20 protein-coding genes are annotated in these 22,769 nt (G+C 68.1%); 12 read left to right on the forward strand and 8 right to left on the reverse strand.

The genetic code is table 11. The features are described 5' to 3' along the window. Positions 1 to 65 precede the first annotated feature (65 nt). The 3 genes from AC07WJ_RS31575 to AC07WJ_RS31585 are packed head-to-tail and all read left to right on the forward strand — an operon-like array spanning position 66 to position 2,385. Entirely contained in the window at positions 66 to 767 is a 702-nt protein-coding gene (locus tag AC07WJ_RS31575; RefSeq protein ID WP_494938687.1) for an FMN-binding negative transcriptional regulator, read from the forward strand. Then, positions 764 to 1,684, forward strand: coding sequence for a 3-hydroxyacyl-CoA dehydrogenase NAD-binding domain-containing protein (locus tag AC07WJ_RS31580; protein WP_494938688.1), 921 nt, complete (start codon positions 764 to 766; stop codon positions 1,682 to 1,684). The genes AC07WJ_RS31575 and AC07WJ_RS31580 overlap by 4 nt, the downstream gene beginning before the upstream one ends. Next, on the forward strand, positions 1,681 to 2,385 hold the full coding sequence (locus AC07WJ_RS31585) for an aspartate/glutamate racemase family protein (protein WP_494938689.1): 705 nt from the start codon (positions 1,681 to 1,683) through the stop codon (positions 2,383 to 2,385). The genes AC07WJ_RS31580 and AC07WJ_RS31585 overlap by 4 nt, the downstream gene beginning before the upstream one ends. 280 nt (positions 2,386 to 2,665) lie before the next feature. On the opposite strand, the gene AC07WJ_RS31590 is transcribed toward AC07WJ_RS31585, so the two are convergent. Next, entirely contained in the window at positions 2,666 to 4,648 is a 1,983-nt protein-coding gene (locus AC07WJ_RS31590; protein ID WP_494938690.1) for a hypothetical protein, read from the reverse strand. 41 nt (positions 4,649 to 4,689) lie between these two features. Between AC07WJ_RS31590 and AC07WJ_RS31595 the strand changes: the two genes are divergently transcribed. Then, positions 4,690 to 4,971: a DUF3253 domain-containing protein gene (locus tag AC07WJ_RS31595; RefSeq protein ID WP_494938691.1), complete on the forward strand. Its 282-nt coding sequence runs from the start codon at positions 4,690 to 4,692 to the stop codon at positions 4,969 to 4,971. A gap of 42 nt (positions 4,972 to 5,013) precedes the next feature. Here AC07WJ_RS31595 and AC07WJ_RS31600 read toward each other — a convergent pair whose 3' ends face one another. Beyond that, positions 5,014 to 5,817 carry a YdcF family protein gene (locus AC07WJ_RS31600; protein WP_494938692.1) on the reverse strand — a complete coding sequence of 268 codons (804 nt, stop codon included), beginning with the start codon at positions 5,815 to 5,817 and terminating at the stop codon, positions 5,014 to 5,016. A gap of 49 nt (positions 5,818 to 5,866) precedes the next feature. After that, positions 5,867 to 7,039: an isovaleryl-CoA dehydrogenase gene (locus AC07WJ_RS31605; protein ID WP_494938693.1), complete on the reverse strand. Its 1,173-nt coding sequence runs from the start codon at positions 7,037 to 7,039 to the stop codon at positions 5,867 to 5,869. Positions 7,040 to 7,087: 48 nt separating this feature from the next. On the opposite strand from AC07WJ_RS31605, the gene AC07WJ_RS31610 reads away from it, so the two are divergent. Further along, entirely contained in the window at positions 7,088 to 7,651 is a 564-nt protein-coding gene (locus tag AC07WJ_RS31610; protein WP_494938694.1) for a methyltransferase family protein, read from the forward strand. Positions 7,652 to 8,031: 380 nt separating this feature from the next. Here the strand turns inward: AC07WJ_RS31610 and AC07WJ_RS31615 are convergent, their stop codons facing one another. The 5 genes from AC07WJ_RS31615 to mgtE all read right to left on the reverse strand — a co-directional run bounded on the left by AC07WJ_RS31615 (position 8,032) and on the right by mgtE (position 13,912). Further along, positions 8,032 to 9,003 (reverse strand): glycoside hydrolase family 25 protein, encoded by a 972-nt coding sequence (locus AC07WJ_RS31615; protein ID WP_494938695.1) that lies wholly within the window; start codon positions 9,001 to 9,003, stop codon positions 8,032 to 8,034. Positions 9,004 to 9,153: 150 nt separating this feature from the next. Then, the gene (locus tag AC07WJ_RS31620; RefSeq protein WP_494938696.1) at positions 9,154 to 9,873 is read right to left on the reverse strand and encodes a ribonuclease activity regulator RraA; all 720 of its coding nucleotides are present in this window, start codon (positions 9,871 to 9,873) and stop codon (positions 9,154 to 9,156) included. 128 nt (positions 9,874 to 10,001) lie between these two features. After that, complete coding sequence (locus AC07WJ_RS31625; RefSeq protein ID WP_494938697.1) at positions 10,002 to 10,454, reverse strand: DUF3617 domain-containing protein; 453 nt, start codon at positions 10,452 to 10,454, stop codon at positions 10,002 to 10,004. Positions 10,455 to 10,685: 231 nt separating this feature from the next. Next, the gene (locus AC07WJ_RS31630) at positions 10,686 to 12,242 is read right to left on the reverse strand and encodes a putative bifunctional diguanylate cyclase/phosphodiesterase (RefSeq protein WP_494938698.1); all 1,557 of its coding nucleotides are present in this window, start codon (positions 12,240 to 12,242) and stop codon (positions 10,686 to 10,688) included. Positions 12,243 to 12,514: 272 nt separating this feature from the next. Continuing rightward, positions 12,515 to 13,912 carry a magnesium transporter gene (gene mgtE / locus AC07WJ_RS31635; protein WP_494938699.1) on the reverse strand — a complete coding sequence of 466 codons (1,398 nt, stop codon included), beginning with the start codon at positions 13,910 to 13,912 and terminating at the stop codon, positions 12,515 to 12,517. A gap of 95 nt (positions 13,913 to 14,007) precedes the next feature. Here mgtE and AC07WJ_RS31640 point away from each other — a divergent pair, with 95 nt between their 5' ends. From AC07WJ_RS31640 to AC07WJ_RS31670, 7 genes are all read left to right on the forward strand, one after another. Beyond that, complete coding sequence (locus AC07WJ_RS31640) at positions 14,008 to 14,808, forward strand: polysaccharide deacetylase family protein (RefSeq protein WP_494938700.1); 801 nt, start codon at positions 14,008 to 14,010, stop codon at positions 14,806 to 14,808. A gap of 116 nt (positions 14,809 to 14,924) precedes the next feature. Continuing rightward, complete coding sequence (locus AC07WJ_RS31645; protein ID WP_494938701.1) at positions 14,925 to 15,455, forward strand: hypothetical protein; 531 nt, start codon at positions 14,925 to 14,927, stop codon at positions 15,453 to 15,455. Between the two features lie 382 nt (positions 15,456 to 15,837). Beyond that, entirely contained in the window at positions 15,838 to 16,674 is an 837-nt protein-coding gene (locus tag AC07WJ_RS31650) for a MaoC family dehydratase (RefSeq protein WP_494938702.1), read from the forward strand. Positions 16,675 to 16,706: 32 nt separating this feature from the next. After that, positions 16,707 to 19,037: a molybdopterin-dependent oxidoreductase gene (locus AC07WJ_RS31655; protein ID WP_494938703.1), complete on the forward strand. Its 2,331-nt coding sequence runs from the start codon at positions 16,707 to 16,709 to the stop codon at positions 19,035 to 19,037. Beyond that, positions 19,034 to 19,816 carry an SDR family oxidoreductase gene (locus tag AC07WJ_RS31660; protein ID WP_494938704.1) on the forward strand — a complete coding sequence of 261 codons (783 nt, stop codon included), beginning with the start codon at positions 19,034 to 19,036 and terminating at the stop codon, positions 19,814 to 19,816. Before AC07WJ_RS31655 ends, AC07WJ_RS31660 begins: the two co-directional genes overlap by 4 nt. Before the next feature lie 7 nt (positions 19,817 to 19,823). Next, positions 19,824 to 20,762 (forward strand): 3,5-dioxohexanoate:acetyl-CoA acetone transferase, encoded by a 939-nt coding sequence (gene kce, locus AC07WJ_RS31665; RefSeq protein WP_494938705.1) that lies wholly within the window; start codon positions 19,824 to 19,826, stop codon positions 20,760 to 20,762. 306 nt (positions 20,763 to 21,068) lie between these two features. Then, positions 21,069 to 22,664: an ABC transporter substrate-binding protein gene (locus AC07WJ_RS31670; protein ID WP_494938706.1), complete on the forward strand. Its 1,596-nt coding sequence runs from the start codon at positions 21,069 to 21,071 to the stop codon at positions 22,662 to 22,664. Positions 22,665 to 22,769 lie beyond the last annotated feature (105 nt).

Here is a 22,769-nt window from a genome sequence, read left to right on the forward strand (position 1 = left end):
CGCGCCGATCGTGCAATCTCGCGCCTCCTCGCCAGGCACGCGAAAAGAAAAGGGGAGCCCAGCCCATGCATATCCTGCGGCCGGCCTTCGACTGGGGCCGCGACGGCGCGCTCGACTTCGCCGCCCGGCGCGGTTTCGGCCTGGTGGCCGCGAGCGATACCGCGGGGCCGCGGGGCTCGCATGTTCCCTTCACGCTCCACCGCGACGGCGAAGCCGCCCGCATCCGCTTCCACGTGACGGCCGCGAACCCACTCGCGAGGCTCGCCGACGGCCGCCCCTTCCTGGTCGCCGTCTGGGGGCCCGACGCCTATGTTTCCAACGACTGGTACGCCACGCCGGACCATGTCTCGACCTGGCTCTACGAGGCCGTGCACCTGACGGGCCCGGCGTGCCGGCTGAGTCGCGATGTCCATCGCGACCATGGCGACGCCCTGCTCTCGACCTTCGAGGAGCGGCTCGCACCGAAGCCGCCCTGGGCGCTTTCGACCATGGAGCCGGTCAAGCGCGAGGCCATGCTCGACGGCATCGTGGTGATCGACATGACGGTGGCAACCGTCGAGGGCCAACGCAAGCTGAACCAGCACAAATCCGACGAGGATTACCGCGCGGTGGCCGACCGGCTGGCCCGGGCCGGCGATGCCGGCAGCCAGGACATTGCGGCGCGGATGCGTGCGCTCAAACCCCATCTCGCCTATGCAGGCGCCGGCGACGACGATGTGCGACCGCAGCCTGCGATCGACGACCGGCAAATTAGGACAGACCCATGATCAGTGCAGTTTCCCCGGTCGCCGTCATTGGCGCCGGCCTCATCGGGATCAGCTGGGCGGCCCTGTTTTCGGCCGTCGGTGGCCATGAGGTCCGGGTCTGGGACCCCTCGGAGACGGTACGGGCCGACATTGCCAGGCGCGCGGCGGCCATGGTCGAGCAGCTCGCCGCCCTGCATGATCTCGCCGACCGGCCGCTGACGATCTGCGAGACGCTGGAGGAGGCCTGCGCCGGCGCGGCGTGGGTGCAGGAGAACGCTCCGGAAAAGCTGGAGCTGAAACAGGCCCTCTACCGGCAGATCGAAGCGGCGGTCGGCCCCGGCACGGTGATCGCCAGCAGCACCTCGGCCCTGATCTGGCCCGATCTCTCCGCCGGCATGAGCGACGCCTCGCGTTTCATCACCGCCCATCCGTTCAACCCGCCGCATCTGATGCCGCTGGTCGAGCTGTTCGGGGCCGATGCGGCGGTGATCGAGCGCGCCAGGACCTTCTATGAAGGGCTCGGGCGCGTGCCGGTGGTGCTCAAGCGCCCTGCCCCCGGCCATATCGCCGGCCGGCTTTCGGCGGCGCTCTGGCGCGAAGCCGTGGCGCTGGTCGCCGACGGCACCGCCAGCGTCGAGGACATCGACAAGGCCCTGGTCAGCGGCCCGGGCCTGCGCTGGGCCGTGGTCGGCGCCCATATGGGCTATCATCTCGGCGGCGGCGACGGCGGCATCGAGCACTATCTGGCAACGCTCGGCCCCAGCCAGGAGCGCCGCTGGGCGAGCCTCGGGACGCCGTCGCTGACGCCCGAGGTGCGGGCCGCCCTCGTCGCCGGCATTGCCGAAGAAGCCGCCGGGCGCCCGGTTGACGCCATCGCCGCGGCGCGTGACACCGCCACCATCGCCATTCTGAACAGCCTCCGGAAGCAACCGACATGACCAGCGCCCCCTCCGCCCCTCCGCCCCGCATCGCGCTTGTCCATGCCCTCGAGGAATCGGTGCTGCCGGCGCGCGCGGCGTTCCGGGAGCTCTGGCCCGCAGCCGCCTGTTTCGACCTGCTCGATACCGCGCTCGCGGTGGATCTCGCCGCGCGCGGCAGCCTCGACCAGGATATGGTCGACCGCTTCCTGACGCTCGGGCGTTATGCCGCCGCGACCCGCGGCACGGGTGGCCCGGCAGCCGCCATGTTGTTCACCTGTTCGGCCTTCGGACCGGCCATCGACGCCGTCAAGCAAGCCCTGCCGATCCCGGTGTTCCGGCCGAACGAAGCCGCCTTCAGCGAAGCGCTCGGCCACGGTGGAAAGATCGCCATTCTCGTCAGCTTCCCGCCCTCGCTGGCCTCGCTGACCCGCGAGCTGCAGGACGAGGCCGACGCGCGCGGCCTCGACGTCAAGATCCAGGGCATCGTCGCCGAAGGCGCGCTCGCCGCCCTCAAGGCCGGCGACGGCGCAGGTCATGACCGGCTGGTGGCGGAGGCCGCCGCAAAGCTTTCCGGCGTCGACGCGATCATTCTCGGCCAGTTCTCGCTGGCGCGGGCGCGTGGGGCGGTCGAAGCCGTCGGCAAGGCGCGAGTGATCACCACGCCCGACGCCGCGGTCAGGGCGCTGCGGGCGGCGGTGGAGGCGGCGAAGCGGGGTTAGGCGTTGCGGCGCGGGTACCTGAGCCGACGCCACTGAGGAAAAGCACCGGTAAAACAACCCTCTCCCATAGGGAGAGGGTGACAGCGTCAGCTGCCGGGTGCGGGGTCGTCCCTCTCCGGATAGGCTCTATTGGCGACGAGCGTCAGCGCCAGTTCTGAGGGCTCACGCTCCTCACCCGGGTCCTGACGGACCCACCCTCTCCCTTTGGGAGAGGGTCAATTCAGCGGCGCCATTCGCTTGGCGGCGGGGTCTTCACGACTGACCGATCATTCCCGTTATCCTACCCCCTCCGCCGTGGATCAGGATGGCCGTCGAGCCGCATCTGGAACAGGAAATAGGTCGGCGAGCAGTAGCCGAGCCCGGTGACCCTGTCGCCGGCGGGCAGGTCCGACGGCAGCGCCTGGCACATGAAGTCCTCGCGGCAGAACTGCTCAGGCCCGCAGGTCGCGCGCATGCCGCGCACGATCGAAGCGCCGAGGCAGGCGGCGAAATCATTGGAAGCGACGCAGATGTCGAAGGCCTTGCCGCCGGCGAAACCGCAGATCTCGTTGGGCGGCGCGGCGCCCGGCCGGAAGGCCGAAAAGCGCCGGTCCTCGTCGGTGCATTTGCGATAGGCGAGGCCCGCCGGCGCGCCGCCGACCGGCGGTCGGCAGGTATGGGCGGTGAAATTGATCGCGGTCGCCCGGCTGTTCAATTGCGCCGTCACCGCGAAGCGGTCGCGCCACGGCTGGGCGGCGGCCGTCGTGGTGATCCGGCCGGCAAGGCAGGCCTGGCCGGAGAATTCCTGGCGCCGCTCGGTGGTCAGGCATTGGCCGAGCTCGATGCCGACGGCCGCGTTGCTGGCGAGGCTCGTGCAGGTCGCGCCGGCCGAACAGGACCAGGCTTCACCCAGATGCCGGCGCGCCTCCGCCGGCACGCAGGCGAGCCCGAGCGTCGCCGCCCGATAGGCCGGCCGCTGGTCGCCGGCCCAGACTGCCGGCGGCGCCGCCGGCAGCGGCCGGAACCGGTTCGGCTCGCGCCCCGCCATCATCGCCTCGGCATAGGCCTGGCGGCGCGGCTGTTCGGCGTGGAAATGCGGCGACACGCCGATCAGCACCCGGTTGAGCGGCGAGATCGCCGGGTCGTCCTCGCCGATCAGGTGGAAACCGGCCGTGGCGTTCGACTGGTGGCAGCCCTGGCAGCTCGCCGTATCCAACCGCTCCAGCAGTGCCTGGGGCGTGCGCACCAGGCCGAGCCCGTCGAAGGACATGCCGGCGAATGCCGCGCCGGCCGGCCCGAACAGCTGGGTGAACGGCTTGTTGGCGAGCCGCGCCGAGCCATAGGTCGAATAGGAAATCGCCTTGGTGGCGAGAAACCGGTCGGGAATCGCGAAGACGCCCTGATCGATCGCCGCGCCGCGCGACGCCAGAAAGGCCACCAGCTCGTCGCGCAGGGCCGCATCGGCGCCGAGCCGCGCCACGTCGGGCGTGTTTTCCAGCACCTTGTCGGAGAGCACCGGCACGCCCGCGCCGGGCGCGACGGCGAAGATCCGCATGACATAGGCGGCCTGGCCGCCAAAGGTCGTCTCCAGCCCGGAGGGAAACCGCACCACCTGCGCATTGATCTCGATCTGCTTCGGCAAGGCGCCGGCCGCGGCCAGCGGGCCTGCCGTCAGCCAGGCGGCGCGCGCCTGCGCGTCACCGATCGCCTGGCGCGGCACGAAGCGGCCGACGACGGCGGCGCATCCCCCCTCGGCCGGGCGCGGCAGGTCGAACACGACATTGATCGAGAACGGCATGCGCGAGGCGTAGTTGCGCCCGCCGCGCTCGAAACGATAGGCCAGCCGGTAGACCAGCCGGAGCTCGCCGCAACTGGCCTCGCGGCTCTCGTCGGGCAGGAAATCCCGGCGGTCGAAACGCGTGACCAGCCCGACCAGACGGAACCGGGCCGATGGCGACGACAGCCAGGCGAGTTCGAAGATGCGGCCGACATTGTCGTCGGTGATTTCCAGAAGCCGGCGACCGCTCGCCTCGATCTCCTTGCGGAGCTGGCGGACATCGTCGGAAATGGTCGAGACGATGTGGCGATAGGCCGGATTGTCGCGCGAAAGCGTCTCGTTGGAGGCGGCCCCTGGGCCGCCGAGACCGCGCCCGAAACCGAAGCCGCCCTCCTCCAGGGCTCTCAGCGTCGCATTGTCGGTGACCGCGACAACCGGCCGGCCCGATTCGAAAGCGGTGGCGGCGACCGCCTGAAAAGCCGACAGAGTGACCAGCCCGGCGATCAAGAGGCCTCGACGCGCGGCCTTCCACGCGGCATGAGGAAGATATGAGCACATCACTCGAATCCGATCTCGAAAACGCCATCCTCAGGCTTGCCGAAGCCAAGGGGGCAGACAAGTCCATTTCCCCTGAAGATGCCGCCAAGGATGTTGCAGCCAAACGCGACGTCGACTGGCATTCATTGCTGCAGCCGGTCCGGCGCGCCGCGATCCGGCTGGCGCTGGAAGGCCGGCTGACCATCCTGCGCAAGGGCAAGCCTGCCGACCCGAACGATTTCAAGGGCGTCTATCGGCTGACGTTGCCCAGGCCGGACATCGCCACCGATTGAGGGGGCCGGAGGAGCTCTGCACCCGATGCAGGATGCCCTGCCTCACGGCGCCGGCAACACGGCGTCGGTGCGGCCGGCGAGCCGATAGGCCAGCAATCCCATCCATTCGCGCGACATGCGGTCGACCAGGTCGAGCCCGCGGCTCACCGGCAGGATCGGCATGTAGCGTTCGCGGTCATTGTCGCGCGTCTCGAAATCGACCGGGTATGGCACGACGTCGAAGCCGGCCACGCGGAAAATGCCGACCGAGCGCGGCATGTGCCAGGCCGAGGTGATCATGACCCAGCGCTCGCCCGGCTTCGGATTGACGATCCGCTTGGTGAAGACCGCGTTTTCCCAGGTGTTGCGGCTTTCCCGCTCGATGGTGATGCGTTCGGCGGCGATGCCGAGCTCGATGAACAGTTTTTTCGCCGCTTCGGCCTCGTCCAGGCCATCGCGCGAAAACACCGCGTTGGAGCCGCCGGTGAACACCAGCCTCGCTTGCGGATAGCGCCGCGCCAGGGCCACCGCCTCGGTGATCCGGCCGGGCGCGGCCCCGATGGTCACCTGGCCGCCGCGCGCCGCGGTGGTGACCTGGTCGATCGAGCCGCCGAGCACCAGGATGCCCGATGGCGCCGGCATGTCCTGCGACATCAAGGGGAAGCGGTTTTCCAACGGCCGCGCCAGCCAGACCCCCGTGGGCAGCGGACCGGCGACGACCAGCCCGAGCGCACCGAGCACGCCGAAACGCCGGCCCCAGCGGGCAAAACGCGTCGCCCGCAGCAAAACGCCCAGAATGACGAGCCCGACCAGGACATTGGACGGCGTGACCAGCCACCAGAGGATCTTGGATGCGTAGAAGAACATGCGGACCCCGCCGTCCCATCACGCCGGGATGACGGATGCGCCGCCGTTCCTACGCGGTCTTTTCGAACAATTCACGGCCGATCAGCATGCGCCGGATCTCGCTGGTGCCGGCGCCGATTTCATAGAGCTTGGCATCGCGCAGCAGCCGTCCGGTCGGATAGTCGTTGATATAGCCGTTGCCGCCGAGCAGCTGGATCGCGTCGAGCGCCATCTTGGTGGCGTTCTCGGCGGCGTAGAGGATGGCCCCGGCCGAGTCCTCACGGGTCGTCTGGCCGCGATCGCAGGCCTTGGCCACCGCATAGACATAGGCGCGGGTCGCGTTCATCGACACATACATGTCGGCGAGCTTGCCCTGGACCAGCTGGAACTCGCCGATCGACTTGCCGAACTGCTTGCGCTCGTGGACATAGGGCATGACCACGTCCATGCAGGCCTGCATGATGCCGATCGGCCCGGCCGACAGCACGGCCCGCTCGTAGTCGAGGCCCGACATCAGCACGGCGGCGCCGCGCCCGACGGCGCCCAGCACGTTCTCTTCCGGCACCTCGCAATCCTCGAACACCAGCTCACCGGTATGCGAGCCGCGCATGCCGAGCTTGTCGAGCTTCTGGGCGCAGGAAAAACCCTTGAAGCTCTTCTCGATCAGGAAGGCGGTGATGCCGCGCGAGCCGGCCGCCGGATCGGTCTTGGCATAGACCACCAGCACGTCGGCGTCGGGACCGTTGGTGATCCACATCTTGGTGCCGTTCAGGACATAGCGGTCGCCCTTCTTGTCGGCCTTCAGCCGCATCGACACGACGTCGGAGCCGGCACCCGGCTCCGACATGGCGAGGGCGCCGACATGGTCGCCCGACATCAGCTTCGGCAAATAGCGGCGACGCTGCTCGTCATTGCCGTTCTTGCGGATCTGGTTGACGCAAAGGTTGGAATGCGCGCCGTAGGACAGGCCGACCGAGGCGGAGGCACGGGAAATCTCCTCCATGGCGATGCAATGCTCGAGATAGCCGAGGCCGGTGCCGCCATACTCCTCCTCGACCGTCACGCCGAGCAGGCCGAGGTCGCCGAACTTTTTCCACAGGTCCATCGGGAACTGATCTGTCTTGTCGATTTCGGCGGCGCGCGGCGCGATCTCGGCGCGGGCGAAATTCGCCACCGTGTCGCGCAGCATGTCGGCGGTCTCGCCGAGGTCGAAATCGAACGGGCGCGGCGCATTGGGCAGCATGGGACATCCTCCCTGGGACAAGTTTTGCCAAGCGTTATAGAAGTCCCCATGCGACCTGTCATGATCGGCCGTGCGGCCGAGCGGCGGCGCGGGGACCGGATAGCGTCGGCCAATGTCGAGGACCTGATGTCGAGTGAACAGCCTGCGAGCGCCTATCTCGAACGCCCAAGCCGCTTCCCCTGGCCCTCGGCGATCTTTGTCGGCTGCCTCGCGCTCGGCTGGGCGCTGACCACGCTGCTGCCGATCAACCAGGGCATTGTCGAACTCCTGCGCATCAAGGGCTCGATCTGCCTCGCCGCGGGCCTGGCGCTTTCGGTCTGGGCCTCGGCGACGCTGGCCCGCGGCGGGACCACCAGCCTGCCCCATGCCCCGGCCAGCCATCTGGTGACCAATGGCCCGTTCCGCTTCACCCGCAACCCGACATATCTCGGCCAGACCCTGATCATCGCCGGCTTCGGCGCGCTCCAGGCCTCACCCTGGTATCTCGCCGCCTCGGTGGTCTATCTGATGTTGATCACGCGCTTCGCCATTCTGCCCGAGGAAGCGCATCTCAGCTTGCGGTTCGGCGAGCAATGGGCCGCCTATCGGACCCGGGTTCGGCGCTGGCTGTAAGAGGCCACCTTACCACCTCATCTGGACAATTCGCCGCCGCTCGTCATCCCCGGGCTCGGCCCGGAGACCGCGCATTCAAGACGGAGAAGTCGTGGATGGCCGGGACAAGCCCGGAAGGCGAGAATTGTCCCTGGAACGGCGGGCGCTGGACCCGCGTCGTGGCCCAGCTCGCCATGGGCCCAACACATCGTCTTGCCCGGGCTTGTCCCGGGCACCCACGAATTGTGCCCAAACGTCCCGACGCTTCCGCGGCGCGATGTTTTCCGCGGACAACCCGACTGAAATCGTAGGTATCAGGGACAAGCCCGGCCAAGGCGACGTGAGACCTTACCGAAACGGATTCTCAGACCGTCGCCAAGGGACCATCGGCAACGAGGAATTTACTGCCTTGGCCGCGGCCGGGGCAGCGGTGCGACCATCGCCGGCGTGTCCGGCGCCGGCACGGCGGCGGCGGGCGGATTGGCGCTGGCGGTCTCCGACATCACCCGTCCGGCTTCGACGGTCGCGGGCTGGGTCGCGACCGCGGCCAGGACCGGCTCGGCCTGATGGCCGCCGCGCGGATCGGTCGCCGGGGCTGGCGCCGCCGACGCCGAGGCCACCTGCGGCGCGGCCGACGGCGGATGGCTGGTCGAAGCCTGGGCGACCGCCTGATGGCGGAAGCCGGATTGCGCCAGGCGCTGCCACTGCGCCCGCGAACCGGCAAAGACATTGCGGTCGACATTGCCGGTCACGCCGGCGACCCGGCCGGTGGCGGTCGTCTGCCAGAACGCCCAGCGCCGGCCCGGATAGCGCTCGTGCGGCAGCGCGCGCACCGAGCGCACCCAGAACGGATATTGGGCGAATTCGCCGCCCGCCAGCACTTCGCGATGGAAGGTGATGTCGGCATAGATGATCGGCTTCTTGCCGTAATGCCGTTCCATGGCGTGCAGGAACTCGCGCATCTTCTGCTGGGCGACATGCACCGGCACGCGGCGCGGACAGGTCGGCGAATCGAAGTTCCATTCGACGTCGAGCACCGGCGGCAGCGCGTCCGGCTCGTTCGGCACATGCCGCTGGAACCAGGCGATCTGGTCGGACATCGAGCCGCACCAATAGGTGAAGTGATAGGCGCCGCGCGCGATGCCGGCGCGCCGCGCGCCTTCCCAGTTCTCACGGAACCGGTCGTCGAGGCGGTCGCCGCCTTCGGTCGCCTTGATGAAGGCGAAGGTCACGCCGGAGCCGCGCACCGCCTCCCAGTCGATCCGGCCTTGCCATTTCGACACGTCGATCCCGTGGATCTCGTGCGACGACTGGCCGCTGGTCTGGGTGAGCGTCGGAAACGGGTGATCGCCACCCGGTTCCGCGGTTTGCATGGGGACGCTGCCGCACCCCGCCAGGGCGAGGCCAAACAGGACGAGCGCGATGCGGGGAACGGAGCGAACCAGCATGGACCGAGCGCAATGGCCACAAATCATGGCCGAAAAAGGATCGCGGCCAGGAAAAAGCCGCAAGGGTGGAAGCGATTATGCTTTCCGACCCGTTTCCTTTTCGTAACGAGCTTTCGTTTCCGCGTTAGGCGGATAGAGACCGGGCAGCGGCACGCCCTTTTCCACTTCGCCCATGATCCAGCCTTCGAGATGCTCCTGCTCGGGCGCGAGCTTGGCGACCACCTCGACCAGGTCCTGCGGGATCAGCACGGCGCCGTCGCCATCGACCACGATGACGTCGTTGGGAAACACCGCCACGCCGCCGCAACCGATCGGCTCCTGCCAATTGACGAAAGTCAGCGCCGCGACCGAGGCCGGCGCCGCCGCGCCCGAGCACCAGACCGGCAGGTTGGAGGCGTCGACACCCGCGGCGTCACGCACCACGCCGTCGGTGACCAGCGCGGTGACGCCGCGCTTGTGCATGCGCGCGCACAGGATATCGCCGAAAATGCCGGCCTCCTGAATGCCCATGGCGTCGACCACGGCGATCACGCCCGACGGCATGGCCTCGATCGCGCCGCGGGTCGACCTCGGCGAGGACCAGCTTTCCGGCGTCGCCAGGTCCTCGCGCGCCGGCACGAAGCGCAGCGTGAAGGCGCGCCCGACCAGCCGCCTGTCGGCGTTCGAGAACGGCATGGGGCCGGCCATCCAGGTCTTGCGCAGCCCTTTCTTCAGCAGGATCGTGGTCAAGGTCGCGGTGGTCGTGGCTTCCAGCGCCGCCTTGACGGCTGGATCGAGCGGCAGGACTTCGGTCATGTCGGGAACTCTTCGGGGCGGGATATGACGGGGCGTTTCAGGCGCGAAACTGCCTGAAGCGGACGGTCCTGTCGAGCGGCCGGAGCGCAGGGCCGGGCGCGGTGCGGCGCCGGCGTCTCCGCCTCCGCTCACGGACAGTCGCCGATGCGCTGGCCCTTCATGGCGATGACCTGCGCATTGGGCCGGCCGATGCCGGTGGCCATGGTGCCCTCGTAGCGCGTGCCGCCATAGGTCATGGTCGATCGCGCCGGCTGGCCCTGGCAGACCATGTCGACGGTGATCGTCTGCCCGGCGACGAGCACCGCGCTGACCCGGCAGGAATGGGCCGCCCCCTCGCGCCGCGCGGCCTCGGCGATATCGTCGTGACTGCCATTGGCGGCCAGCGCGTCCTGCGCGCTGATACAGGTGGAAACAGGCGTTCCCAGCGCCGCGCCGTTCAGCCCGGTCGCCACCGCCCAGCGGCCCGGCTGCAGCCGCTCGGGCGCCGGGACCGGCCGCCTCAGCGCCACGACGGCCACCACCAGGCTGGCGGCGGCGAGCGCCGCGCCGATCGCGATGGTCAGGCGCGTCCTGCGCTTCATGTCCGGCCTTGACGTCAGTGGTTCCTCCCGCGCGCCGGCAAATGACGCGGCCTGCCGGCACGGCCTGCACCTGGCAGCGCCCGGCCCGCTCCCCGTGGGCCGGGCTGGATGCAGGCTGAACCAAGCGGAACAAAGGCAGCCGGCGAATCGCCGGTGATGATAGCCACGCCGACACGGCGACAGGCAAGCCGGCGAAACAGTCGATGGACCTGGAGCCCTCGCGCCCCGCCCCTAGGCGACCTCGCGCTCGGGCGCCGGCGCAAGCCCGTGGATCGCTTCGAACTCCGCCACCGGTACCGGCCGGCCGAACAGATAGCCCTGCATCTCGTGGCAGCCGCCGGCCCGCAGGAAACGCGCATGTTCCGCGGTCTCGACGCCTTCGGCGATCACCCGCAACCCCAGCGCCCGGCCGAGATTGATCACGCAATGCAGGATCGTCGCCGCTTCCACGCCCTCGTCGAGATCGAGCACGAAGCTACGGTCGACCTTCAGCTTGTCGATCGGAAATTTGCGCAGGTAGGACAGCGAGGAAAAGCCCGTGCCGAAATCGTCGAGCGCGATCTGCACGCCGAGATCGCGGATGCCGCGCAGCGCCACCAGGGCCTTTTCCGGATCGTCGATCATCACGCTCTCGGTGATCTCGAGCACCAGGCGGCCAGGCTCCAGCCCGGTCTCGGCGAGCACGGCCATGACGACGTCGGGAAAGTCCGGCCGGCGCATCTGCACCGGCGACACGTTGACCGAGATGAACAGCCCCGGCCAGCGCGCCGCCACCCGGCAGGCGCGCTGCAACACCATGTTGCCCAGCTGGTGGATCAGCCCGGTCTCCTCGGCGAGCCGGATGAACTCGCCCGGCATGATGGCGCCGCGATAGCTGTGGTTCCAGCGCGCCAGCGCCTCCATGCCGACCAGCGTCTCGCCGTCGGAGGCGAAGATCGGCTGCAGGTGCACGTCGATCTCGCCGGTCAGGACCGCCCCACGCAATTCACGCTCGAAGAAGCGCCGCTGCGCCACGTCCTTGTCCATCTCGACGTCGAAGGCGACGGCGCAGCCGCGTCCGCGTTCCTTCGCCGCGTAGAGCGCGCGATCGGTGCGGCGCATCAGTTCGTCGCGGTCGCCCGAGGGCCGGTCGACCTGCAGAAAGCCGATCGACACGCCGACATTGAGGTTCTTGCCGTCGACCGTGATCGGCTTGGCGATTTCGGCCGAGATCAGCGCGCAGGCGGTGAGCACATGGGCGGCCTGCGAGCTCGACGAAATGATGATGGCGAACTCGTCGCCGCCGAGCCGGGCGATCTCGGGCTCCGGCCCGCAGACCTGGCGCAGCCGGCGCCCGACCTGGGCGAGCACGACATCGCCGGCGTGGTGGCCGTGGCTGTCGTTGATTTCCTTGAAATAATCGAGATCGAGCAGCATCAGGGTAAAGGCGTGACGGTCGGCGAGACCGTCGAGCGCACGCTCGAAAGCGCGATAGAAGGCCGCCCGGTTCGACAGGCCGGTCAGGTCGTCGATGCCGACCGGCAGCAGGAAGCGGGCGCCCCGGATGACCTCGGCCTGGACCAGGCGCAGGCGGACGAGCAGGCCGAGCGCCATGGCCGCGGCGGCGAGCGCCATCGCCATCAGCAGCCCGGCCGATGCCGGCTCGACGGACCAGGCGAAACGGCTGGGAAACCAGGTCAGCGCCGCGGCCGTGGCCACCGGCGCGGCGAACAACACGATCGCCGCGCCGACCGCCCAGACATGCCGGCTGAGCGCCGAATAGGCGCTACGCTTGATGGACGCCGACATTCTGTCGCCCCAGACATTATCGCAAGAGATCGATCTCGCCGGCTCTATAGGCGGGCGGCATTAACGGAGACTTATCGCCAGAGCCTGAATGTTTCTAACAATCAGCAATAAGGGCGATTAAGGTCGACGTGTCGCAGCAGAAATAAAATCTACACTTCATCGAAAGCGTCATATTACTGTCATGCGAGCCGAAGGCGCGTTCGATCCGGATTGAGGTACGGCATCGAGACCGGGCCCTGGTGCCATTCACCTCGATCCAGAACGGCGCCCCGCTAGATCTTGAACCACCAGGCGGCGATGCTGAGAAACCCCAGGAAGCCGACGACATCGGTCACCGTCGTGACGAAAGGTCCCGACGAGACCGCGGGATCGGCGTCCAGCTTGGAAAGTCCGAGCGGGATCAGGATGCCCGCCAGCGCGCCGGCCACCAGGTTGCAGACCATGGCGAGCCCGATGACCACGCCGAGGCCCGCGAGCGAGAACCAGAAGCCGGCGACGACCCCGACGATGAGCGCAAACGCCGTGCCGTTGATCAGCCCGGTGAGCGCCTCGCGGCCGATCACCCTGAGCGCGTTGTGAGAGCCGAGATCATGGGTGGCGAGCGCCCGGACCGCCACCGTCATGGTCTGGGTCGCGGCATTGCCGCCCTGGCTGGCCACGATCGGCGCCAGCACCGCCAGTGCCACCATGGTCTCCATCTGCTTCTCGAAGGACTTCAGCACCGATGTCGCGATGAAGGCGGTGAGCATGTTGATGAACAGCCAGCGGAACCGCCCCTTGGCCGTGGTCCAGACACTGTCGGAGATCTCTTCCTCGGGCTTGACGCCGCCGAGCGCCTTGATGTCGGCGTCGGCCTCCTCCTCGATGACGTCGACGATATCGTCGACGGTCAGCACGCCGACCAGCCGGCCGGCCTCGTCGACCACCGCCGCCGACAGGAGATTGTAGCGTTCGAACATCAGGGCGACGTCCTGCTGGTCCTCGCTCGCCTCGACGGTGCGGACATCCTCCTCCATGATCTCGGTCACCGTCACCGGCCGCTTGGTGCGCAACAGCCGGTCGAGCCGGATATGGCCGAGCAGGTGGTAGCCGGGATCGATCACGAAAACTTCGGTGAAGTCGTCGGGCAAGTCGCCGGATTCGCGCAGATGATCGATCACCTGGCCGACCGTCCAGAACGGCGGCACCGCGATGAAGTCGTCCTTCATGCGCCGGCCGGCGGAATCGTCCGGGTAGTCGAGTGCCCGCTTCAGCGCGACCCGCTCGACCGCCGGCATCTTTTCGAGGATCTCGGAGCGATCCTCCTCGTCCAGGTCCTGCAGGATCGAGACGGCGTCGTCGCTGTCGAGTTCGGCGATGCCTTCCGCCACGGTCTCGGCGGGAAGATCTTCCAGGATCTCGACACGAATCGTTTCGTCGACTTCGGTCAGCGCGGCGAAGTCGAAATCCGCTCCGAGCAGTTCGACCAGCTTGCGGCGGTCTTCGGTGTCGAGCTGGGCGATAAGATCGCCCATATCGGCCTCGTGGGCCTCGCCGACCAGATCTTTCAGGCGGGCGGCGTCGCCGCCGGCGATCGCCGATGTCACCGCCTCGACGATTTCCGACCGCAGCGCGCCATCGTCGTCGCGCCAATCGTCGGTGAGGATCGGGTCCGGCGTGGTATCGGCCATGGGCGCCTCGCTGATGGCATGCCACGTCGAGCGGCGGAGGGTGGCGCCTTCTTGGGCGCCTGAGAGATATTTGGCAAGGAGGCCGGAGCGCCACGATGACCAGCATGAACAGGATGGATCGCCGCCGCTTCGCGGCCAAACTCGCCGCCGGCCTGGCGACCGGCATCACCGGCGCCGCGCTGATGCCGCAGGCGGCCCGTGCCGCCGCGGCCTGCCGGCCCGAGGCGCTCGGAACCACCCGGGTCCTGGCGGTGAAAACCGCCGACGGCCTGCGTGTCGGACACAAGAGCTATCCAGCAACCTTGCCGCTCGGGCCGCGCGAGGTGGTGCTGACCTTCGACGACGGTCCCCTGCCCGGCCCGACCGACCACGTGCTGGCGGCGCTGCGCGAGGAATGCGTGCGCGCCACCTTCTTCCTGGTCGGCCGCATGGCCCATTCGGCGCCGGCCCTCGCCCGCAAGATCCTGGCCGAGGGTCATACTGTCGGCCATCATTCGATGACCCATCCGATGACGCTCGCGCAATTGCCGCCCGAGCGTGCCCGCGCCGATATCGAGGCGGGGTTCTCGGCCGTCGATCACGCGCTCTACGGCAGCTATTCCGGCCAGCCGCGCACGCCGTTCTTCCGCTTTCCGGGGTTCGGCGATTCGGACGAGCTGAACCGGGGATTGGCCGCCCGCGGCATCGGCATATTCGGCTGTGACTTCTGGATCAGCGACTGGAACGACATGACGCCGGAGGCCCAGCTGGCGCTGGCGCTCAGACGGCTCGAGCGCACCGGTTCCGGCATCATCCTGATGCACGACACCCGGCCGCAGACCGCCGCCATGCTGCCGCGCTTCCTGCGCGAGCTGAAACACCGCGACTTCAGGGTCGTCCACATGCAGCCGGCGTAAGGCAGGGATGCCGCGCAGCGAGCGCGCCGCGCCAAATGGGGCCTTCCATCGCACCGCCATAATATGGTGGAAGACCATGCCGCAAGATCTTCCGAAATGTCACGCTGGGACCCGCAATGTCACGTTTCCTTCCGCTCTCGCTCCTGCTCGTGCTGGTCGCGACGCCGGCCGCCGCCCAGGGCCCGGCCGACATCATGACGGTTTTCCGGAACGCCTGCGTCGGCGGCCAGTTCACCGCGCCGGGCACGCAGCAGCAGGTCCAGAAATACGCGCAGGATACCGGCCTGCAAATCGAGACCCTGCCGCCCGAAACGCTTCGCATCGTCAGTCGCAACGCCTCCGACGGCTGGAGGGTCGGCGACAGCAGGGCGGTCGCTTCGGTGATGCTGGCGCACCGTCAGGCCGGCGGTTCCGTCCTGCGCTCATGCAACGTGACGAGCGAGAGCCTGACGTTCGAAGAGGCCAAGCGGCGGCTGACGGCGGATTTCAGCCCGACCTTGGTGGGCGAGCGCACCGAGGGAGCCGTGCGCAACGCGGTCTATGCGGTCAAGATCGCCGGATATGACCGGGAAATCGGCTTTTCGGTGCGCAACGACCCGCAGCTCAACATCACCTCGGTGACCTTCATGGAAATCCCGCCGAACTGAGCGGGTCCGGCGCGGCATGTGACGACAGGCCCCGCCCCTCATTTCAAGCCGGAATGAACGTCGCGCATCGACGCAACCGCCCTCGCCCGGCGGCGCGTAAAACCTTTGCCCGCTCGCGGGGGAGGATGGCGCCGCATAGCGAGACGTGAACGCGTCTCGCCTTCGCTCGACGCTATGCAAGCGTCAGGCGAGGGTCTGAACGGGGCCGGCCCTTCAATTCCAGACGGTAGCGCACTGATAGCACCGACGCGGCCCCTTGCCCGGCCGCGCAGGGCGGCGCCACGCGCCGGCCCGGCAAATCGTTTCATCATTTGAGACGCTGTTGCAAATTCTTGATCGTCATGTCACGCTTCCCATCGATCGACCAGCATGGGAGCCGATCGTGGCACTTGACCCCGCCCGCCTTTTGAACCTCCGGATCGCCTCGCGGCGTGTCGATTACAGCGACCGCGACACCCTGCTCTACGCGCTGTCGCTGGGCGCCGGCCTTGCCGAGGATCTTCGTCTCGTCCACGAGCAAGGGCAGCGCGTCGTGCCGAGCTTCGGGCAGAACCTGGCTTTCGACGACAGCTGGATGGAGGGCGCCGGCGTCGACCTCGCCAAGGTGGTGCACGGCGGCCTGGACCTGCGTTTCGAGGCGCCGTTTGCCCCCGCCGGCTCGGCCGACGTGCTCGGCACCATTGTCGGGCTGGCCGACAAGGGCGAAGGCAAGGCCGCCGTCATCGCGCAGGAGATCACCGTCCAGCAGCACGGGCGGCCGATCTTCACCTCGCTCTCCAGCCTCTTCGTCCGCGGCGGCGGCGGTTTCGGCGGGTCGGTCGGCCACCAGCCGGCGATGAACGCCGTGCCCGAAGGCCCGGCGGATTCGGTCTGCGCGGTACCGACCCGGCCGGACCAGGCGCTGCTGTTCCGCCTGCTCGGCGATCGCAATCCCTTGCACGCCGTGCCTGACGTCGCCCGTGCGGCCGGCTTCGAACGGCCGATCCTGCATGGCGCCTGCACCTTCGGCATCGCCTGCCTGACCGTGCTCCAGCGCTTCTGCGCCGGCGAGCCCGCCCGCATGAAGCGCTTCGCCGCACGCTTCAGCGGTCCGCTCTATCCCGGCGAGACGCTCGACTTCTCGTTCTGGAAGACCGCCGCCGGCCTCGCCTTCACCGCCCGGGCGCGGGACCGCGGGCAACCGGTCCTCGACGCCGGGCTCGCCGAAATCACCGGCTGACCGCCGCCACCGATCCGAACCGGAGATCTCGTGTGAGCACCATCACGCTGTCGCATTGGGGAGCCTACCGCACGGAGGTCAGCGACGGCCGGCTGGTGGCGATCGAGCCGATCGCGGGCGACCCCTCGCCTTCGCCGATCGGCCGCTCGATGCCCGGCACGCTCGACGATGCGGTGCGGATCAGCCAGCCCATGGTCCGCCAGGGTTTCCTGACCGAAGGCGCCGCATCGCGCGACCGGCGCGGCGGCGAGCCCTTCGTGGCCGTGAGCTGGGCCGAGGCGACACGGCTGGCGGCCCGCGAACTCGACCGCGTCCGTCGCGATCACGGCAATGCGGCGATCTTCGGCGGTTCCTATGGCTGGGCCAGCGCCGGCCGCTTCCATCACGCCCAGAGCCAGCTCCATCGCTTCCTCAATGTCGTCGGCGGCTATACCAGTTCGGTCAACACCCACAGCCATGCCGCGGCCGAGGTGCTGCTGCCGCATCTGATCGGCAGTTGCGACGGCATGGGCGACCGGCACACGCCCTGGCCGATCCTGCGCGACCATACCAAATTGTTCGTCGCCTTCGGCGGCCTGCCGGTCAAGAACAGCCAGGTCAGCGCCGGCGGCGTCAGCCGGCATCGCGTGCCGGGCTGGCTCGCCCAATGCCGGGCGGCGGGCACCCATTTCGTCAATATCGGCCCGCTCCGCTCGGATATCGAACCCGGGCTGGCGGCCGAGTGGATCGCGCCGCGCCCGAACACCGACACGGCCTTCATGCTCGGCCTGGCCCATACGCTGGAAAGCGAGGGCTTGAGCGACCATGGCTTCCTCGCCCGCTTCACGACGGGTTTCGAGCGGTTCCGCCGCTATCTCATGGGCGAAGTCGACGGCCGGCCGAAGGACGCGGACTGGGCCGCCGGGATCTGCGCCGTCCCCGTCGGGACGATCCGCGACCTCGCCCGCCGGATGGCCGGCTCGCGCACGATGATCTCGGTGAGCTGGTCGCTGCAGCGCGCCAGCCATGGCGAACAGCCTTTGTGGATGGCGATCACGCTCGCCGCCATGCTCGGCCAGATCGGCCTGCCCGGCGGCGGCTTCGGCTTCGGTTACGCCGGCGCCAACCGGGTCGGCAATCCCGATATGGGCTTCTCCTGGCCGGCGCTGCCGCAATTCCGCAACCCCGTGCAAAGCTTTATTCCCGTCGCCCGGCTCGCCGACATGCTGCTCGATCCCGGCGCTCCCTTCGCCTATGACGGCGGCGACTATCGCTACCCCGACATCCGCCTGGTCTGGTGGGCCGGCGGCAACCCGTTCCATCACCAGCAGGATATCAACAAGCTCGTCCGCGCCTGGCGGCGGCCTGAGGTGGTGATCGTTCAGGAAGCCTGGTGGAACGCCACCGCGCGCCACGCCGATATCGTCCTGCCCTGCACCACGACGCTCGAACGCAACGATCTCGGCATTGCCAAGGCGGAACCGCATCTCTTCGCAATGAAACGGATCGTGCCGCCGGTCGGGCAGGCGCGCAACGACTACGACATCCTGAACGACATCGCCGGCCATCTGGGCCTTGGCGACAGCTTCACCGAAGGCCGGGACGACATGGGCTGGGTGCGCCACCTCTACGAAGGATCGCGCAAGGCCGCCGCCGCGCATGGCCATGCGCTTCCCGATTTCGAGCGCTTCTGGGCCGCCGGCGAGTTCCGTTTCGACAATCCCGTGGTCCTCAAGAGCCTCCTGGAGGATTTTCGCGCCGATCCGGTCGCCGCCCCCCTGGCCACCCCCTCCGGGCGGATCGAGATCTTTTCCGAGCGCATCGCGTCTTTCGGTTATGACGACTGCCCCGGCCATGGCGTCTGGATCGAGCCGGCCGAATGGCTCGGCGGCCCGACGGCCGCGCGCTTCCCCCTGCATCTCGTATCGAACCAGCCCTCGACCCGGCTGCACAGCCAACTCGACAACGGCGTGGTGAGCCGCGACGACAAGGTCGCCGGCCGCGAACCCGCGACCTTCCATCCGGCGGATGCCGGGCTGCGCGGCATCGCGGAGGGAAGCCTGGTGCGCCTGTTCAACGATCGCGGCGCCTGCCTCGTCGGCGCCCGCCTGTCGGACCGGGTGGCGCGCGGCAGCGTCCAGCTCGCCACCGGCGCCTGGTACGACCCGGCCGTCCCGGGCGAAGACCTCAGCCTCGACAGGCACGGCAATCCCAACGTGCTGACCCTGGACGAGGGCACCTCGCGGCTCGCGCAGGGGCCGATCGCCCACACCACGCTGATCCAGGCGGAACTGTTCACCGGCGAACCGCCCGACATGGCGGCCTTCCGGCCGCCGGCAATTCTTGCGGACCCGGTCCGCGACATGAAGACGGAGACGACATGACCAGGGCCGATTTCTGGAAGAACCAGAAAGTCATCATTACCGCCGGCGCCACCGGCATCGGGCTGAAGATCGCAACCGCCATGCATGCGGCCGGCGCCAAGGTCTGGATCTGCGACATCGCCGAGGCGCAGCTCGCCCAAGCGGCGGCCGCCCTGCCCGGCCTCGGCACCCTGGTTTGCGACGTCGCCGATCCCGCGGCCTGCGACGCCTTCGTCGCCAAGGCCACGGCCGCCATGGGCGGCCTCGACATCCTCGTCAACAATGCCGGCATCGCGGGCCCCGCCGCCCCGGTCCAGGACATCAAGACCGAGGACTGGACACGCTGCTTCGAGGTCAACGTCAACGGCCAGTTCTTCATGGCGCGCGCGGCGATCCCGCATCTCAAGGCCGCCAAGGGCGGCTCCATCGTCTGCATGGCCTCGGTCGCCGGCAAATATGCCTTCCCCCTGCGCTCGCCCTACGCCGCGTCGAAGGCGGCGGTCATCTCGCTCGCCCGCGCGCTGTCGGTCGAGCTCGGCCCGGACCAGATCCGCGTCAACGCGATCGCGCCGGGCGTCGTCGCCGGCGACCGCATCCACCGCGTCTTCACCGATCGCGCCGCCACCCGCGGCATCAGCTACGAGGAAATGGAGGCGATCGCGCTGCGCGCGGTCTCGATGAAGACCATGGTCGAGCCGGAAGAGATCGCCGACCTCGTCATGTTCATGTGCGGCCCCTCGGGCCGTCCGATTTCCGGCCAGGTGATGAGCATCTGCGGCGGCCTCGAATATACGGAGTGAATTCCCCATGGCACGAAACGACAAGGTGATCATCACCTGCGCCATCACCGGCGCCACCCATACGCCGACCATGTCGCCCTACCTGCCGGTCACCCCCGACGCGATCATCGAACAGGCGGTCGAGGCGGCGGAAGCCGGCGCCGCGGTGCTGCATCTGCATGCCCGCGACCCGAAGACCATGCGCCCGACCGCCGATCTCGACGTCTGGATGCACATCCTGCGCTCGATCCGCGGCCGCACCGACGCGGTGCTCAACATGACCACCGGCGGCTCAACCTTCATGGCGATCGAGGACCGGCTCTCCGCGCCGCTCGCCGCGGCCCCGGAACTGTGCTCGTGCAACATGGGGTCGATGAATTTCGGCACCTACATGATGAAGGACAAATATCAGGGCCAGTGGAAATTCGACTGGGAAGAGGACTATCTCGAAGCCAGCCGCGGCGCGATCTTCCGCAACACCTTCGCCGACATCGAGACGATCCTGACCAAGCTCGGCAGCCTCGGCACGCGCTTCGAGTTCGAGTGCTACGACGTCGGCCACCTCTACAACCTCGCCCATATGGTGGACCGTGGGCTGGTGAAGCTGCCGATGTTCCTCCAGCTCATCGTCGGCACCCTCGGCGGTATCGGGCCGGGCCCGGAAAACCTGATGTTCATGAAGCAGACGGCCGACAAGCTGTTCGGCGCCGAGAACTACAAGTGGTCGGTGCTGGCCGGCGGTCGCCACCAGATCAACATGGCGACGATTGCCGCCGCCATGGGCGGCAATGTCCGCGTCGGCATGGAGGACAGCCTCTATGCCGGCCGCGGCAAGCTGGCGACCTCCAATGCCGAGCAGGTGCGCATGATCCGCGGGATCATCGAGGGCCTGACCAAGGAGATCGCGAGCCCCGACGAGGCGCGCGCCGCGCTCGGCCTGAAAGGCGCCACCGAGGTCCGGTTCTGATCCTCGGCGAAAGGCGCACCACGAAAGGTGCGCCACGAATCTTGGCCGGCGGAGCGCTCCGCCGGCCGCCCCCTCTCCCGGCGGCGGGCTTCGCCCAAGGCCGGCGAGGTTCGCAGAAGCGGATAACCGCCAGAATCGAACCACGGAGATTGCCGGTCTCCCGGATCACCCCAGCGGGATAATGAATTTCTTATTTCCCCGACGGGCCGGACGACCAATCGACAATTCGCGGCTATGCGCATTGGTTTGCGCCCCCCCGCGTTTTCCCACCGGCCTTCCAGAGGTCGAACCTGAGTTGGAGGAATGATGAAACGCCGTGACTTCCTGATGGGCCTCGCCGGTGTCTCCGGCGCGCTCGTGCTGCCCGAGAAATGGGCCCATGCCCAATCGCGTGACGACAGCCTGCGCGTGTTGAGCGAAGGGGCGGCAAACTCCTTCGACGCCTTCTCCGTCGGCGTCAACCGCAACGCCATCCAGATCAACTGGAACGTCTACGACCGTCTGGTGACCTTTGCCTACAAGCCCCGTCCGGACGGGACCTTCTATTACGACTATTTCGACATCAGGGGCGAATTGGCGGAGAGCTACAAGGTTTCCGACGACAAGAAGTCGATCACCTTCAATCTGCGCAAGGACGCGCTGTTCCACGACGGCACGCCGGTCACGGCGGAAGACGTGAAATGGTCGCTCGACCGTGTGGTCGCGAGCGCGGTCGGCAAGTCGCAATTCTCCACCGGCTCGATGACCGATCCGAAACAGTTCGTCGTCGTCGACGCCCACACGATCCGCATCGACCTGCCGCAGCCGGACCGCTTCGCGCTGCCGAACCTGGCATTGACCTATCCGATCATCGTCAACGCGACGCTGGCCAAGAAGCACGCCACGCCGGCCGATCCCTTCGCCATGGAATGGCTGAAGACCAATGCCGCCGCCGGCGGCGCCTACAAGATCGAACAGGCGGCCATGGGCGAGCGCGTCATGATGGTGCGCAACGACGCCTGGAAGAGCGGCCCCTTGCCGCGCTACCGGCGCGTGCTGTGGCAGACCGTGCCGGCGGCGGAATCGCGCGTGGCCTCGCTGGTGCGCGGCAATGCCGATATCGTGCAGGACCTGCCGCCGAAGGACGTCGTGGCGCTGCTGGCCAATCCGGCGGTCAAGATCGTCGGGGTGCCCACGTCGAACTTCCAGTTCATCGGCATGAACAATGCCATCGCCCCGTTCAACGATGTCCGCGTCCGGCAGGCGATCGCCCATGCGCTGCCTTACGAGGACATGTTCAAGGCGGCCCTGTTCAGCCGCGGCGAGCCGCTGTTCGGCGGCAAGCCGGGAGCGCCCGACACGACCAGGTTCCCGCAGCCGCTGGGCTATGCCACCGATCTGGACAAAGCCAGGGCGCTTCTCGCCGCGGCCGGCCTGCCCAACGGCTTCTCGACCAGGTTCTCCTTCGAGCTGTCGCTCGCCACCGTCGCTGAGCCGGTCGCCCTGTTCCTGCAGGAATCCCTCGGCAAGATCGGCATCAAGGTCGAGATCGACAAGGTGGCCCCCGGCCAGCTCGGCACGTTGCTGCAGGAGAAGAAGGTCCCCTTCTACTTCGAGGCCTCGACCTCCTATCTCGCCGATCCCGACTATTTCTTCCGGATCTTCTACCACGGCAATACCCGCTGGAATTTCGGCTCCTACCAGAACCCGGAATTCGCCAAGCTGGTCGAGAAGACCCGTTACGAGACCGACCAGGCGATCTACGAAGCCGACGTCAAGCGGATGATCACGCTGGTGAAGGAAGAAATCCCGATCATCCTTCTGTGGCACCCCTCGCTCGACACCGGCATGCAGAAGCACGTGACGAACTACAGCTACCAGTTCCATCGCCAGCTCGAGCTCAGGACCCTGGCGCGAAGCTGACCGGACGAACGACGGCGGGCCGCCGGCGCCCTGCGCCGGCGGTTGCGCCGATCAATTCGACCCGGAATTCACGTCACGTTTTAACGCAGCGCCCCTCTCCCGGTC

The sequence above is a fragment of the Phreatobacter sp. GW821-FHT04C01 genome, from assembly GCF_059420385.1.